Raw genomic sequence first — 15274 nt, forward strand, 5'->3', positions numbered from 1 at the left:
GCCGAGTGTGTACGAGGTCGTCCCCGAATCAGCGCGGCTGTGTGCGGGGTCGCATCCCCGCCGGCGTCGGTCGGGTGCCGTGCAGTTCGGTCGGGGGCGCGGGGGCGGTGAGGCCTGGCCGCCATTCCATGCCGAGTGCCTGCAGGGCGTCGAGTTCCGGGCGGGACAGGCGTGTGACCTGGTCGGGGTCGCGCAGGACGGCGATCGCGGCACCGAGGGGAATGCGGTCGCGGCGGACGCGTTCGACGTGGTCGGCGGGTACGCGCAGGTGACCGTGGGTGCGACGGAACCGGCGGGCGGCGCGCAGGAGGTGGCAGAACTCCCTCTCCCCCGAACTGCGGGGATTGCGCAGGCCGATGGCGAGAGGGTCCGCGGGCAGGAGACCGGCGAGTTGCTCGCGCTGGCCCGAACGCAGCGCGGGGAAGGCGTCGAACTGGGCGTCCAGCCATCGGGTCAGGTCGTCGGCCTCGGCCTGGGCGTGGGTGACGGGGATGGCCAGGGCGCCGCCGCGGGCCCGAACGAGGGCGGCGGCGTGCATTCGCTGCCAGGCGTGCGGCCAATGCGGGTTCCAGTGGCGGTCGATACCGGCCAGCGCCTGGGCGTAGCGGCGGGGCAGAGTGCCGGCCGTGTCCTTGGCGCGTTGGTGCTCGAGCCAGGCGCCCAGAGGTTGTTTGCGGAAGGTCTCGGTCGGTTCGGGGAGCAGGTGGCCGTGTCGGTGGTGCCAGGCGCGGGCGAGGGCGAGGTGGTACTCGGCGCTGTCGGCGGGGTGGCGCCAGCTCATGCCGAGTCGGGCCAGGGCGCGGATGCGTTCGGGGGCGAGGTTGCCGGCGGCTTTGAGGGAGCGCTGATAGCCGATCCACCAGCCGAGGTGGAATCCGTCGTCGTCGACGTGGTCGCTGCCGACGTCGAGGTCGCCGTGGCGGGCGTGGTGGAGGGTGGCGGCGTCCAGGCCGCGGAGCCATAGTTCGGGCGGTGGGTCCATGGTGCGCAGGCCGAGGTGGGCGGCGATCTCGGCGGCGCGTTCCGGGCGTGGGGCGGGCAGCGGGGCGTGGAGGGGGCGCTCGCCGGTGCGGACGAGGCGGTGGAACCAGTGCTCGTCGTGGGCGCGGAGCGCGACCATGACCTGGTAGAGCAGGTGGTAGGGGGTGGCGAGGGTGGCCTCCGCGGGGTCGTCGCCGGGGGCGAAGAACACCGGGACGATCAGGGTGGCGCATTTGGACGTGCCGGGTGCCAGGCGCAGCGCGCGGCCGACGGCTTGGACGATGTCGATGGTGCTGGATTTGGAGTCGGTGAACAGGACCGAGTCGGCCAGGGGGAAGTCGACGCCTTCGATGGCAAGGCGGCAGGTGGCGAGGACTTCCAGGTCCAGGGTGTTGCCCGGGTGTGTGGCGTGGGGCCGGCGGGCGAAGCGGTCCATGCGGCGGCGGCGTTCGTCGGGGGCGTGGCGGGAGTGGACGGCGGCAGCGTGGAGTCCTTGGTCGTGTCCGGGGCCGGCGTTGCGGGCGGTCTCCAGGAGGGTGTCGGCGAAGGCTTCGGTGCGGCTGATCGAGTTGGAGAAGGAGATCGTGCGGGTGATGCCGTGGCGTTCGCGGGCACGCAGCAGGGCGAGTTGGGCGGCGGCGGCGCGCATGTTGTCGGCGGACGGGTGGTCGCGGTGGCCGCGTCGGCCGGTCAGGACGGTGTGGAGTTCGGGGTGGTGGATCTCGGGGGCGCAGACGCGGTAGTCGGCGAGGAGGCCGTCGTCGATGGCCTGGGCCAGGGAGTAGCGGAAGACGAAGGGGCCGTAGAGGGACTGGTCGTCCATGGAGGCGACGGGCTCGTCGGCGAGGGGGTGGGTGACGTCCCAGACCCTGGGGGTGGCGGTGAGGTAGAGGCGGTGGCGGGCCGGGAGGGCGTCGGCACTGTGGACGACGGCCCATTGTTTGCCCAGGGCTCCGGCGGTGCGGTGGGCTTCGTCGACGACGACGATGTCCCAGCGCGGCAGGGTGAGTTCGGCGTGGGCGAGGACGACCTTGTCGAGGGAGGCGTAGGTGGAGAACACGGTGACCGGGCCGTCGGCGGCGCGGATCGCCCGGGTGAGGACGCCAGGGTCGGTGGTCATGGTCATGTGGCCGTGCAGGGCAGGGTCGGTGGGGGCGGGGTCGCTGCACAGGGCGATGTAGGTGCCGCGGCGGCCGTGGGCGTGCCAGCGGGCGGCGGTCTGCTGGAGGAGGAGCCGGGTCGGGCACAGGACCAGGACGCGGCCTTCGGGGGCGCACTCGTGGGCGATACACAGGGACATGACCGTCTTGCCGGTGCCGCAGGGCGAGATGAGGGTGGAGCGTTCGCTGCCGAGGGCGAAGCTGTTGCACAGGGCGTCGACGGCGTCCTTCTGGCAGCCGCGGAATTCGACGTCGAGGTCGCGGAACGGCCGGGCGGGGCGGATGAAGCCGGTGGGGTGGTCGGCGTGGGTGAGCCGTGGCGGCACGGGGCCTCCTGAGCGTCGGTCGGGCCGCGCTGTCCGGCGGTGGTGCCGTCGGCGTGCCGCTGACGTGCTGTCTCCTGGGCAGCGTGCAGGACCGGGGCCGGGTTCCTCCCGTGCCGGCCGTCGATTCGCTCGTTCGAGCGAACAGGTCTGGTGTCGTTCGGTGTTGGCGTGCTATTCCGCGATGGGTTTCGGCACGGCGTGCGGCCGGGCGTGCGGGTGGTTGCCGGGAAGGGTTCGCCGGGCCGCGGGGCAAAGTGGACGGGGGTGGGCGCGGGTGGAGGGGCGGGCGGGGTGGGGCGTGTCGCGTCCGTGGCCGCTTGCAGTGCGGTTCGTGGCGGAGGAGTCGACGGGGTCGTTCCTGGCGCGGTGGGCGGCCGCGAACGGCCGCACGCTGGGAGACCTTCTGGAGGATCTCGGCGAGGGCGGGCAACCACCGGCGGACCCGGGGTCGGCGGAGGTCTACCTCAGCCGCCCGGCCCTGGCATGGCTCGCGGCGATGACCGGCCGTGCGGTGCCGGTGCTGCAGCGGGCGCTGCCGGGTCTGCGCGGACCGCTGCTGTTGCCCGGGGAGGACGCGCGGTGGCACTGCCCATGGACGCCTGCGGCGGGGGTGCTGGTGCGGGCGTGCCCGTGCTGCGCCGGCGCCCGAGGCGCCGCCGACGCGTGGGTGCTGGCGCGGGACCCGTGGCGGGTGTGCCTGCGGCACCGGCGATGGACGGACAGCGCCCGGACACGGGATCCGGGGTGGTACGACCTGAGGGCGGTGCCGGAGGCGGTGGCCGCGTGGCGGGGGCTGGAGCGGGTGGAGCGGCGGTTCGGGCCGACGGGTGTGGCGCTGGTCGCGGACGCGTTCGCAGTCGCCGGGTGGTGGTGGCGCCGGGTGCCGCAGGCACGGGTGTGGGCGGACCGCGAACGGCGTGTGGGCGCCGGCCCCGGAGCGGTGCGCACCGCGGCGCTGGTCATGGCTCCCGAGGCGTACGCGGTCGCCCGGCTGCTGCTGCGCCACGAACGCGCCCGTGGCCTCACGGACCACGGCGGGGCGGGGGCGGAACTGCTGGCAGCGGCATGGGTGTCGGCCGGGCCGCTCGGCTTGTCGGCGGCGGTGGCGCAGCAGCCGGTCGCGGAGTGGTTGGCGCGTCACCACCGCACGCTGCCGCCGGTCCCCGGCGAACGGGTGCCGGGCCGGGGCGGTAGGACGCACCGGTCTGCGCCGGTGCACGCCGCCGCCCATGAACGGGACGACCCGCGGGCGTGTCTGGACGACCGCACTTGCCTGCCGTGGTGCTGGGGCGACCTGCGAACCCGGGTGTAACGATGCACGCCGCGAAGCGCGGGCGGGCCGCGCTCGTGCGGCGGCCCGGGGTGCATCGGGCCGCCGGCGCACGGCCGAACGGTTCAGGGAGCGGCCGCCATGTCCCGTTGACGCCCTGCCCGTTCAGCGCCTAGCTCACTCTGGTCGGCTTGGCAAGGGCTTGCGAGGGGGGTGTCACCCGTTCGTGTGGATACGGCGGTCACCCGCACGGGCGGCCTCGCCCGGTGGACCACTGTGAAGGGGCACGTCTCGTGCCGACACCCCGAGGGGGCCGCGTGTTGGAGATCTCCGTCGCCTACCTCGACGCGCGAGGACGCCTTCGCGAGGTACCCGCTACCCAGGCCTGCGGTGTGCCCATCGAGGAACTCCCCCACATCGCTCCTCCCATCGCGCACCGGGGACGAGGCGGCTTCGTCACCGACGCCTGGGTGTCCACCACCGGCAGGGTCGTCTCCTGCGGGTCGCTGCGGGGGCAGCGGGTTGCCATGGCCCTCGACCGGGACAGCAGGATCGCTGCGTTCAGCGCCTGCCCGGTGGAACTGCGCTGGGACGAGGGCGGCCGACGCCGCGCCCTGCGGCCCGACTTCGGCGCCCGCCGCCACGGCGGCGAGCGGCTCCTGCTCCTTGTGGAACCGCAGACGCCCGGTGCCGTCTGGGAGCGCCGCAGGCACGTCCTCAAGGAGGCCGCGTTCCAGACGGGATGGGAGCTGGAGGTCACCGCCCCTGCGGCCGGCACGGAACTGGCGAACCTGCAGCTGGCCTTCGGTGCCCGCGACCCGCGCGGGCGCGACCCGGGCGCCGCGCAGGCGCTGCTGTCCGCCTTCGCCTGTCCCCGCCGGCTCGAGGACGGCGCCGCGGCCTGCGGGCTGCCCCGCCTGGCGGCAATCGAGCTCGCCCATCACCTGATCTGGCGCCGGCAACTGGAGATCGACTGGCACGCGCCGCTCCTGCCGACCTCCCCCGTCTGGGCGAGCGGGGTGCGGCCGTGAACCGGGAACCGGTGCTCGAGGCACCGCATCCGAGCGGCGAGATCCTGGACGTGGGCGACACCGTGCGATTCGATGGCCGCGCCTACACGGTCAGCCTCCTGCACGGACCCCGGGTGTCGATGGAACCGTGCGAGGAGGGCGTCGACGCGGTCACCGGCCTGCTCCCGGCGCTCGTCGCGGCCGACGACTTCGCCGTCCTGGACCGCTCCGGCCGGCCCCGCCCGCGTCCCCGGGTCCTGCACCGCAACGGCGAGTTCGAGGCGTTGCCCGTCCATGCCCGCGCCCAGGCACGGGAATGGGAACGCCACATCAAGCAGGTCCTGCACCAGCAGATGCCGAACATCCCCGCCGCCACGGCGCCGCGGCCCGAGTACGACCCCGCGCTGCGCACCCTCCAGGAGCGCTACGCGGCCAAGGCCAGGCAGCTTCGGGCACTGGGCAGGGACGTGTCGGCGGCGACGGTCGAACGCAAGTGCCGGTCGTGGCGCGCCCACGGGGTGATGGGACTGGTCGACGGCAGGAGCACCCGCCGGGGCTCCTTGTACGGGCGCACCGATCCGCGGGTGGTGGAGCTGCTGTGGGAGGTGATGGACGCCGAGGCGAAGGCCGAGGAGTCCGCCGGCACGGCGCAGCGCCTGTGGGAGCGGCTGGAGCGCGCCGTCGCCAGGCGCTACCGGCGCGAGCTCGACGATCCCCTCGAGCGGGCACGGCTCCGGGTGCCGCGCTCCACCTTCTACAAGCTGCTGCAGCGCCTGGGTGTCACCGTGGACGACGTGACCGGAACGCTGGTGCGGCGCACCGCCCGACGGGCTCGTCCCCGGCCCCCGTACACGCCCACGGTCGCGCGGGTGCCCGGTGAACTGGTGCAGATCGACACCACCGGCTTGGACATCCTCGCGATCGGCGACGACGGGCGGTCCACACCCGTCGAGGCGACCGCAGCTTGTGCACGACTGGTCACTGACCGAGTACGTTGCGCCGGTGATGCGGAGATCTGGCTGGACGGTGCACTACACCAGCCGCGACGTCGACCGGCCTGCTACTGGGCCGCCCTGGCTGCATGACCTGCCCGATGACCTGATGCCGTGGCTCGACGAGGTCGGCCTGCCGGACGGACTGCCGTTCCTGCTGTCGCCTCGATTCGAGTACGACGTGGTACTCAACTCGTACTTCCATCGAGTGGATTTGATCGACGCGCCGTGGAACAGCAACGCCAACCGGGCCCGTGCGCTTGCGGGTTACCTGAGCTTCCTGCACTGCGCCCGCGGCGGGAAAACGTGGCGACAGGCCACCGAGGCCGATCACCTGGCGTTTCATCAATGGCGGCGCCGCGATCCGTCCGGGCCCCGGGTGGCAGGCGGCACCTGGAGCCAGGAGGTCGCACACGTCAACCAGTTCTTCGAGTGGGCGGTACGGCAGAACCAACTCGGCGCCGTCCCGATCCCGCATCGCTCACGACGGCCCACGCCGCTGGGTACGTTCGCGGGTACGCCGAGAACCCGCACGGAGGAGACGGTCCCGGCGACCTACGCACATGACGAGGGCGGCGAGCGGATCGAATGGCTCCCGCCGGCTTCCTACCGGCTCTGGCGGGACGTCGGCCTGCGCGGATATGGGGCTGATGGCCTGCCTACGGGCCGGTTCAAGGGCCGCTGGTCGGCGAGGAACGCAACGTTCACGGATCTCATGGTCCGCACCGGCATGCGGCTGTCCGAGCAGTCCCACCTGACCACGATGGAGATGCCAGTCCGGGTCGGTCTGGGCGGCTACCAGCGGTTTTGGCTGCCGGGAGCCATCGCGAAGTACTTCTCCGCCCGCTGGATCTACGCTCCACACAGCGTGGTGCGCGACCTGGCGGCCTACGCGGAACTGGACCGCGCGGAGGTGGTCGAGGACGCCCGCGCGGCCGGCCGCTACCGGCGGTGGCGCCGCCCGCTGGTGATTGATGATCCGTCACGTCCTCAGCTGGTGCGGGTGACCGGCGTCGGCACCCGCCGGGTGGTGAACCTGCGCGAACTCAAGCCGGTGGAACGGCGCCGAGTGCTGGTGGAGACGTCGGAGGGCCTGGAACCGGCGTTGTTCTGGCTCGGGGAGGACGGGCAGCCCCTGGCCGTGTCGACTTGGAAGAGCATCTTCGCCGGCGCCAACGACCGCTGCAGGGAACAACGGGTCGCGCTGTCGTGCCATGCCCACCTTCTGCGGCACGGTTTTGCCGTGGTGACCTTGGAACAGCTCCAGCGCGGCCACATCGCGGCCCTGGCCGAGCTCAACGAGGCCCAACGCGGCCACTACACCCGCATCTTCGGCGACCCGCTCGACTGGGTCCGCCGCAGACTCGGCCACCGGTCGGTCCTCACCACGGCTGTTTATCTGCATGCCCTGCAGGAGCTGGAGATGGAGACGCGGATGGCCCTGGTCCCCGATACCTGGGAAGACCCGCGCGACACCCCGCTCCAGCGGATCGGTGAGGACACCCCGCCGCCCGCCGATGTGATGGAGGCCGCCGGATGAGCCGGCAAGGACGCGGCAGCACCGGCCCCGGACGCACCGCCGCGATGCCGTCCCACGACTACGAACCGGCCGCCGATGTCCAGGACTTGGACGACGGGCGGCTGGTGGTGGCCTTCCACGGCGATGACGGACGCCGCAGGCTCTTCGATGTCTCCGCACTCCCGCTGCCGGGCTGGCACACGGCCCTGGCCGCGGCGGTCGCTGAGCGGACCGGCCCCGGCGGTGGGCTGCGCACGTTCGCCGCGGCGACCACCGGCTGGGGGTCCCTGGGCCGACTGGTGCGGTTCCTCGGAACGCTGCCGCGCCCTCCGGCTACTCCCGGCCACCTCACCCCCGCCCACCTGGACGCCTTTCACACCCACCGGGCCCGGACCGCGCCGACCGCGGCCCTGCGGGAGTTGGGCGAGGCCCGGATGCTGTTCACCTCATCCGCGCTGCGCGAGAAGGTCTCGGCCGAGGTCCTCGACCACGTCCAGCGGCGCCTGCCGGCGCCCCGGGACGCCGAGGCCCCAGCGGGAGTCGGCAGGAAGCGGGGGACCACCGGGTTCTCGGACGGGGAACTGGCTCGCCTGCTGGCCGCGTTGCGATCGGACACCGCCAAGATCCGCGACCGGATCCGGGCGGGCGAAGACCTGCTGTGTCGCTACCGAGGCGACCCGTCGGCCCTGGACGACAAGAACCGGGAGACGGGCCGCCTGCTGGAACAGATGGCCGCCACGGGGCAGGTCCCCATACCGCCTGGCACGCGCAACCCGCTCTCCCCCGAGCGCCTGGAGCTGGCGGGGAAGCTTTTCCTGACGCTCAAAGACCTGCCGCCGCTGATGATGCTCGCGGCGGCACTGAGTGAGCGCAACGGCGAGACGGTCAAGGAACTACCGGTCCGCCACCGAGTGTTGGAGGACCGGGCGGTCGAGTTGGTCATCGTCAAGCGGCGCCGGGGTGCACGACGCTGGTTCGAGACCGTGACCTGGGAGATCGGGGCACCGGGACGCGAGCTGCACACCCCGGGAGGCTTCTACCTCCTGCTTCTGGAACTGACGACCCGCAGCCGCGAGCGATGCGGATCGCCGCTGCTGTGGTGCCTGTGGCGCAACGGGCACAGCGCCAGACTCAAGACCGCCGACGCCGACCACGTCGCACCGTTTGAGAACTCGCTGAGCTGCACCTCGCTGCTGCCCACCGTCTGGGCAGCGAACCGATCTCGTCCGCTGCTGGCCGATCCGCAGCCGGACTCCACCGGTTCGGGCGGCATGTCCGCGGGCCTGCCGCTGCAGGTGAGCTTCAACCGGATCAAGACCAGCATGGAGGTGCGACGCACGAAGCGGATGGGCGGCCACCTGCCATCGGCCGCGAAGTCCAACACCATGCAGGTGTTGTTCCGCAACTACCTCAGCAGCGACCCCGTCATCACCTCCTGGGCCGAGGAGGTTCTCGGCGAGGCCCTCGTCGATGCCGAACAGGCCGCCCGCCGAGCCCACGACCAGGCGGCGCGGGCCGCCGGAGGAGGCCCGCGCGTCCTGCCCGGCCCGGGCGACGCCGAAGCTCTGGCCAAGAGCGGTCTCGACGCGGACACCGCCCGGCGGACCGCAGAGGGCCATCTCGACACAGGGTGGACGGCCTGCGCCGACCACGACCGGCACCCGCTCACCCAACAGCGGTGCCAGGTCACCTTCCTGGACTGCTTCCACTGCGGGAACTGCCTGGTCACCCGGGACCACCTGCCCCGTCTCCTCGGCCTGTTCGACGCCCTGGGCCGGCGCCGCCGCGCGCTGTCCGACGAGGTGTGGTGGCAGCGCTACGGCCCGGCCTGGGTCGCCATCCGTCAGGACATCCTCACCAAGTTCACCCCCGCCGAACTCCAGCAGGCCCGGGCCGAGCAGCCGCACGACGCGCTGCTCGACCTGGTCGAAAACCCCTGGGAACTGCCGTGACCACCGCCCTGCGAACCCTGCCCGGTCCGGGCCTGCTCCCTCGGTCCCGGACCGACACCACGGATCCGTACGTCTTCCACGGCCGACGCCTGCGCGAGGGCTGTCGGCTCGAAGACACCTCGCGGTTCAGCGACGACATCTGGAACCTGGCCCCGGCGATGCTCAAGAAACACGAGCGCCGGTTCATCCTCGACTTCACCCTGATTCCCGTCAGCCACCGACGGGTTGGCAGGGAGCTCTGTTACGCGATGCTGTCCGGGAGCGTCCCGGCGGGTGAGGACCGGCCGGCGGTCGGCACCATCCGCACCGCCTTCACCGAGTACATTCGGTTCCTGCGCTGGGCAGCCGCCCGCGACCTCCCGCTGGACACCTTGACGGGCCGCGATCTGGAAGACTTCCAGCGCTTCCTCATGCGGTCTCTGCCTGCCGTCGGCGCCCGGCAAGGAGCTCGGGCGGGAGTGCGCAAGTTCTGGCTCTGGCGCGCTTCCCTGCCCTCGGGCGCCTTGCGGTTCGACCCGCGGCACTTCGACGGATGGGGTGAGGCGACCGGCCAGGGCGCCTACGAGAACGCCACCGCACGGATTCCCGAAGAGGTCCTCGGCCCGCTGTTCGTCTGGGCGATGCGGTTCATCGACTCGTTCTCCGCCGACATCCTCGCCGCGGACCGCACATGGCGGGCCCCACTCCCGGCCGCCGCCGAGCCGCACACCTACGGCGATCTGCCCGTTCTCCTGCGGGCCTGGCTGGACGAGTACATCGCCGCGGGCCGGCCTCTTCCCGCCTGGCGCGGCAAGACCAGCACCACGGCGATCGCGAACGCCCTCGGTCGCAACCGGATCTCCCTCGCCCGCTACCGGCACATGATCGACGGGGCCGCAGCCCTGGTCGGGACCGCCCCCCAGAGGATCAGCGACCAGCCGATCCGCAGCCGTCTCGACGGCGAGCCGTGGATCGAGGCGATCCTGGCGGACCACACCGAACGCGACGGCCTCGCCGCCCTGGCCCGCATGCTGCAGGACGCCTGCTACCTGGTCCTGTCCTTCCTCTCGGGCGCCCGCGACAGCGAAATCAAGCACCTCAAGCGCGGCGGCCTGACCATCGAGCGCGACGCGAACGGGACGCCCTACCGCTGGAAGATGCACAGCCTCGCCTTCAAGGCCGAGGACGACCCCGCCGGCGTCCCGGCCGTCTGGAACATCGGAGAACCCGCCGCCCGCGCGATCAGGATCCTGGAGCAACTCCAGCCTGATGAAAGCGATTTCCTCTTCGCCCGGCTCCAGCACAGCCCCGGAGTCAAGGCCGACGCAGTCAGTCAAGTGCTGACCAGCGGGGCCACCAATGCCCGCCTCAACACCTTCGCCGTCTGGATCAACGATTACTGCGAGCGCACCGGCCGAACCGATGGCATCCCCGACATCGACGGACGGACCTGGCACCTGAAAAACAGCCAGTTCAGAAGGACATTGGCCTGGTTCATCGCCCGCCGTCCCGGCGGCGTCATCGCCGGGGCACTCGCCTACCGGCACCACTGCATCCAAGTCTTCGAAGGCTACGCGGGCACCAGCGAATCCGGCTTCCGAGCCGAGGTCGAGAGCGAGCAGGCCCTCGCCCGCGGCGAACACCTCATGGCAGCGATCGACGCCCACGAGCACACCGAGCTCACCGGACCTGCCGCCGAGGAAGCCGCCCGCCGTCTGGAGGCGTTCGGCGCACGGGCCCGCTTCCAGGGCAAGGTCGTTCTCGACGACAACCGGCTGAGGCGACTCATGGCCAAGCACGACCCGGCCGTCTACCCCGGCGAGTACATCACCTGCGTCCACGACTATGCCAAGGCCCTCTGCGAACGCGCCCGCCGGGGACGAACCGAGGGGCTGCCCGACCACGGCGGCTGCAAGCCCTTGGCCTGCCGCAACGTCGCGCTCACCCCGGAGAACGCCGCAGCCTGGCAGCGCGAGGTCGACCGCATCACCCGCCGCTTGGCCTCCCGGCCCACGCTGCCGCCGCTGCTGCGGCACCGGCTGGAGTCCCGTCGCGCGGAGATCACCACGTTCCTCCTGGAGAACACCACCGTTCCGGAGTCCGCATGAGCCGTTCTGCCGACGTCCCCTCCGAGGCTCGCGCCCGCCGCGTCATGGACCAGTACATGACGGAGTGCCAGGACAACGGCACCAGGCCGAGCGTCCTCACCCTGGCCACGAAGCTCGGCCTGAGCAACACCACATTCCGGCGGCACTTCCCCGACCTGGCCCAAGAGATCTCCACCATCCGCTCGAACCCTGAAGCCGCCGCCGCGGCAAAGAAGCATCCGAGCCCTTACGAGATCCTCGCCGCCAGGAACGCCAAGCTCCGCCGGACGAACCGGTCACTGACCGAGAACCTCCGCTTCGCGGCGGCCCAGATCCAGCACCTGGCCGTGGACAACGCCCGCTTACGCGAGGCCCTGGAAAACAGCAGCAAGGTCACTCGCATCGATCAACCTCACCGAGAACGCCCGGCCTGATCCTTCCGGCACCACCGTGGTCATCTCCAGGTCCTCAATGGTCAACGGTCAGTCGAAAACTACCGCCACAAGATCGCCGTCGACGTCGCCACCCGGGCCATCCTGGCGGCGGTGCTGTGTCCGGGCGGGACGCAGGCGGTGGACGCGGCGCTGTTGCTCGCGGAGATGGCCGTCCCGCACCCGGCCCGGCCCACCTGGCCCGACGCGCTGCGTTTCGCCCACGCCCGGCTGCTCTCGCGCGATCGGCTGATGACGCTGGACGAACGCCTCGAAGGCGCGGCGGCGCGGCCGGTCGTGGTTCCGGAGACGATCGTCGTGGACCGGGGGAAGGTTTTCGTGTCGGGGGCGTTCGCCGCGGCCTGTGAGACGTTGGCAATCAGCGTGCAGCCGGCTCCGCCGTTCGCGCCGACGGCGAAGGGCATCGTGGAGCGCACCTTCGGGTCGATCAACTCCCTGTTCTGCCAACACCTTCCGGGATACACCGGCCCCGACGTCACCCGACGCGGCAGAGACGCCGAGCGTGAGGCGTGTTTCGGTGTCGCCCAGTTGCAGGACCTGCTCGACGAATGGCTCGTGCACTGGCACCACCGCCCCCACGAAGGGCTGCGACATCCGGTGATGCCCAGGGTCGCGCTGACACCGAACCAGATGTGGGCCGCGCTCGTCGCGGTCGCCGGATATGTGCCGGTACCGCTGACCGGCGGCGACTACCTCGAACTGTTGCCGGTGCGATGGCAGGCCGTCACCGAACGCGGGATCCGCATCGACCACCGCACCTACGACCACGAGGCCCTGGGCCCGTACCGGGGTCAGTCCTCCGGGATCGCCGTCCGAGGCGGGAAGTGGGAGGTCCACCACAACCCCCACGACGGCCGCCAGGTGTGGATCCGCCTGCCCGACGGCGAGTTGACGGAGATCCCCTGGATCCACCGCGACCACGCCCACCACCCGTTCGACGAACGCACCTGGCAATACCTGCGTGCCACCGCCGGCCCCCACACCGACGCCGACATCCACGAAGCGAACCTCGCGCAAGCCCTCGACCAGCTCATGCGCCGCGCCCGCACCGGCCAGGCCACCCGCACCGAACAACGCCTCCTCGCCCGCGGCACACCCACCCGGATTCCCCCGCCGGCGCGCTCCGTGCACGAAGGGCGGGAGCAGGACCTCGGCGACACCGTCCCGGGAAAAGGCGGGGACAGCCTCGACGAACTCGACGACGGCCTCGACGAGTCACCGCTCCCGGGGTCGGACGCCGGCGAAGACGACCCCGACTCCCCCGCCCCGCCGTACACGGGGCTCGGTCTCTACGACGCACACGAGGAGGCCCTGAAATGGTGAGCCCCGGTGCGCGATCGGGCGACGACACGTGGGCACACATCCATGCGGACCCGACGGAACAGTCCCGGCCGGTGACCACCTGGCAGGGCTGGCAGAACTTCGTCGCCGCAGCGCCCCCGGCGCCACCCGAGCCCGGCGCGCCACCACGCGGTCGGGAAGAACGCCTGGCCTACCACTCCGCGTTCGTGACCATCCGCACCCCGGCCATCGACACCCTCGCCACCAGCGTGCGCACCCTGATGATCCTGGGCCGCCACCAACAGACCACCGCCCGGCCGGCGTTGATCGTCACCGGCCCCGCCGCGGCCGGGAAGACCACCGCCCTGCTCCACGTCGGACGCGCCTGCCACCTCGCGGAGGCCACCCGACGCGGCGGGAGGGCTGAGGGCCGGGTGGCGGTGGCGTACGTCCTCGTGCCGCCAGGCGCGACCGCGAAGGCGCTGGCCGCCGAGTTCGCCCGCTACCTCGGCATCCCCGTCACGACCCGAATGACGCAGGCACAGATCACCGAAGCCGTCTGTCACACCTACAACCGGGCCGGTGTCCGCCTGGTCCTCATCGACGAGATCCACCGCCTCAACCCCCGCACCACCACCGGCGCCGAGACCGCCGACCTGCTCAAAGACCTCACCGAACGCATCGGCGCGATGTTCGTGTACGCGGGCATCGACGTGGCCGCCACACCGTTGTTCGCGGGTGTACGCGGGGCGCAACTCGCCGGACGGGCCTCGCTGGTCGAGTGCGGGGCGTTCCCCGCGCGGTTGGGGAAACGCGAACCGTTCACGGAGTTGATCGCCGGCGTGGAAACCGCGCTCGACCTGAACGCACACCGCGCCGGGACACTCCCCCGCCTCGCGCCCTATCTCCACCAACGCACCGCCGGACGGATCGGCAGCCTCACCCGCCTGATCCGCCAAGCCGCGATCACCGCGATCGACGACGGCACCGAACGCATCACCAAAACCAGCCTCGACAACATCCGCCTGGACCACCTCGCCGAAACCCGGCACCGCCCCGGCACCACCAAGTCCCGCACATCCGGTCCGTAGGCCATCCCGACCCTGCGAGCAGGCCAAAGCCCGTGACCAACACAAACACGGTCCGGGCCTTTAGGCGTACAAGGCTATGTGCAACAACCCGCGCGTTCTCAACGAAACTGCGACATCCCCAGGCCAGACCCCTCACGGCCCTCGCCCGGACAGCCGCAAACCGTTCTCAACCAACCTGCAACACCCCAGCTCACACCACCACCCACACACCAACCACCACTGCGAAATCACACCGAGACCGGGGCTGTAGAAGCCGGTCGCCATCTTGACGGTGAAGTCGGCGGTCTCGGTGATCCGGCCGGCTTTCACCGGACAGTCCCCGCCTGCTTCGGGGAAGTCCATGTGCAGGGGCGGCGGGACGCCGGCGCGCCCTTCGGCGTGGGCGATGAGAGCGTCACGGACGCTCTCCAGGACGATCTCGGGGGTGGCGGCCGTCGCGATGGCGGCCAGGTCGAAGACGGGCAGAGCGGTCGTCATCGGCGTGTCCGCACGGTCTCGACGGCCTGGTGGCTCGGGGTCACCACCGCCGCGTGGTCCCCGGCGTCGGGCAGGACATTCATCGCCGGGTAGAGGGCTTCCTCGGCTCCCGCGAAGCAGATCACCTCGTCCGCGCCGGCGTTCTCGTACGTCTGGGCGATCACCTCACGCAGGGCCGGATCGCCGAAGGTGTCCATGTAACCGATGGGCTGGTTCTCGAAGGCCACCCGGGCCTTGTCGTCGGCCGGCGAGAGGAGCTCGCCCAGCGTCATGGTCCGGACGTCGGAGGCGGTCGGATGGTGGCGGGCGGCGAACTCCCAGGGGGAGAAGTACGTTTCCGGACGGAAGTCGGGCAGCCGGGCCATGTCCGGTCCTTCGCATTCGGTGATCTGAGCCCGGCCGGCAGGCCGCGGAACGGGACACCCTCAGAGCAGTGGCGACAACGGGAGCGGCGCGGCGGACCGCGAACCCCGGCCCCGTCCCCGGCCGGCCGGCAGCCGATAGCGGCCGGAAGGCCAGGCGGATCATGCGTTCAACGGGGTGCCCTGTCTCGCGGACGTAGTCGCCGGTGATGTGAGGGGACACGCGCGGACCGGTCCTGCTCGGACAACGGCGCCGGGCGCCGCGCCATAGGGGCGCCGCAGACGGACAGGACCGCAGCGGCCCGTCCGCCTGCGGCGCCCGGTCCGGATTGATG

At 71.8% G+C, this 15274-nt stretch carries 12 protein-coding genes; 9 read left to right on the plus strand and 3 right to left on the minus strand.

The window, feature by feature from the left end; translation table 11 throughout:
- Window positions 1-28 precede the first annotated feature (28 nt).
- Entirely contained in the window at window positions 29-2467 is a 2439-nt protein-coding gene (locus OG948_RS00090) for a Helicase associated domain protein (protein ID WP_406292730.1), read from the minus strand.
- 181 nt (window positions 2468-2648) lie between these two features.
- Between OG948_RS00090 and OG948_RS00095 the strand changes: the two genes are divergently transcribed.
- The 9 genes from OG948_RS00095 to OG948_RS00135 all read left to right on the plus strand — a co-directional run bounded on the left by OG948_RS00095 (window position 2649) and on the right by OG948_RS00135 (window position 14100).
- Window positions 2649-3779, plus strand: coding sequence for a TniQ family protein (locus OG948_RS00095; RefSeq protein WP_406292732.1), 1131 nt, complete (start codon window positions 2649-2651; stop codon window positions 3777-3779).
- A 275-nt stretch (window positions 3780-4054) separates the two neighbouring features.
- Window positions 4055-4768, plus strand: a complete 714-nt coding sequence (locus OG948_RS00100; protein ID WP_406292733.1) for a hypothetical protein — start codon at window positions 4055-4057, stop codon at window positions 4766-4768.
- Complete coding sequence (locus OG948_RS00105) at window positions 4765-5832, plus strand: hypothetical protein (protein WP_406292735.1); 1068 nt, start codon at window positions 4765-4767, stop codon at window positions 5830-5832. The genes OG948_RS00100 and OG948_RS00105 overlap by 4 nt, the downstream gene beginning before the upstream one ends.
- Window positions 5753-7279, plus strand: a complete 1527-nt coding sequence (locus OG948_RS00110; RefSeq protein WP_406300153.1) for an integrase — start codon at window positions 5753-5755, stop codon at window positions 7277-7279. The genes OG948_RS00105 and OG948_RS00110 overlap by 80 nt, the downstream gene beginning before the upstream one ends.
- A complete protein-coding gene (locus tag OG948_RS00115; RefSeq protein ID WP_406292737.1) occupies window positions 7276-9210 on the plus strand; it encodes a hypothetical protein in 1935 nt (644 codons plus the stop codon). Before OG948_RS00110 ends, OG948_RS00115 begins: the two co-directional genes overlap by 4 nt.
- Window positions 9207-11297, plus strand: a complete 2091-nt coding sequence (locus OG948_RS00120) for a hypothetical protein (RefSeq protein WP_406292739.1) — start codon at window positions 9207-9209, stop codon at window positions 11295-11297. The genes OG948_RS00115 and OG948_RS00120 overlap by 4 nt, the downstream gene beginning before the upstream one ends.
- Window positions 11294-11710: a hypothetical protein gene (locus OG948_RS00125; protein ID WP_406292741.1), complete on the plus strand. Its 417-nt coding sequence runs from the start codon at window positions 11294-11296 to the stop codon at window positions 11708-11710. The genes OG948_RS00120 and OG948_RS00125 overlap by 4 nt, the downstream gene beginning before the upstream one ends.
- A 111-nt stretch (window positions 11711-11821) precedes the next feature.
- Complete coding sequence (locus tag OG948_RS00130; protein ID WP_406292743.1) at window positions 11822-13051, plus strand: Mu transposase C-terminal domain-containing protein; 1230 nt, start codon at window positions 11822-11824, stop codon at window positions 13049-13051.
- Window positions 13045-14100 carry a TniB family NTP-binding protein gene (locus tag OG948_RS00135; protein WP_406292744.1) on the plus strand — a complete coding sequence of 352 codons (1056 nt, stop codon included), beginning with the start codon at window positions 13045-13047 and terminating at the stop codon, window positions 14098-14100. The genes OG948_RS00130 and OG948_RS00135 overlap by 7 nt, the downstream gene beginning before the upstream one ends.
- A gap of 132 nt (window positions 14101-14232) precedes the next feature.
- On the opposite strand, the gene OG948_RS00140 is transcribed toward OG948_RS00135, so the two are convergent.
- Both OG948_RS00140 and OG948_RS00145 read right to left on the minus strand, forming a co-directional pair.
- The gene (locus tag OG948_RS00140) at window positions 14233-14577 is read right to left on the minus strand and encodes a hypothetical protein (RefSeq protein WP_406292746.1); all 345 of its coding nucleotides are present in this window, start codon (window positions 14575-14577) and stop codon (window positions 14233-14235) included.
- Window positions 14574-14942: a hypothetical protein gene (locus OG948_RS00145; RefSeq protein WP_406292748.1), complete on the minus strand. Its 369-nt coding sequence runs from the start codon at window positions 14940-14942 to the stop codon at window positions 14574-14576. The genes OG948_RS00140 and OG948_RS00145 overlap by 4 nt, the downstream gene beginning before the upstream one ends.
- Window positions 14943-15274: the final 332 nt, after the last annotated feature.

The organism is Embleya sp. NBC_00888, assembly GCF_045207655.1.
Lineage (GTDB): Bacteria > Actinomycetota > Actinomycetes > Streptomycetales > Streptomycetaceae > Embleya.

Excerpts from the sequence above, each read along its gene's own strand:
- OG948_RS00095 (WP_406292732.1), top strand. The coding sequence starts at position 2,649 with ATGGGTTTCGGCACGGCGTGCGGCCGGGCGTGCGGGTGGTTGCCGGGA.
- OG948_RS00110 (WP_406300153.1), top strand. The coding sequence starts at position 5,753 with ATGCGGAGATCTGGCTGGACGGTGCACTACACCAGCCGCGACGTCGAC.
- OG948_RS00115 (WP_406292737.1), top strand. The coding sequence starts at position 7,276 with ATGAGCCGGCAAGGACGCGGCAGCACCGGCCCCGGACGCACCGCCGCG.
- OG948_RS00125 (WP_406292741.1), top strand. The coding sequence starts at position 11,294 with ATGAGCCGTTCTGCCGACGTCCCCTCCGAGGCTCGCGCCCGCCGCGTC.
- OG948_RS00135 (WP_406292744.1), top strand. The coding sequence starts at position 13,045 with ATGGTGAGCCCCGGTGCGCGATCGGGCGACGACACGTGGGCACACATC.
- OG948_RS00140 (WP_406292746.1), bottom strand. The coding sequence starts at position 14,577 with ATGACGACCGCTCTGCCCGTCTTCGACCTGGCCGCCATCGCGACGGCC.
- OG948_RS00145 (WP_406292748.1), bottom strand. The coding sequence starts at position 14,942 with ATGGCCCGGCTGCCCGACTTCCGTCCGGAAACGTACTTCTCCCCCTGG.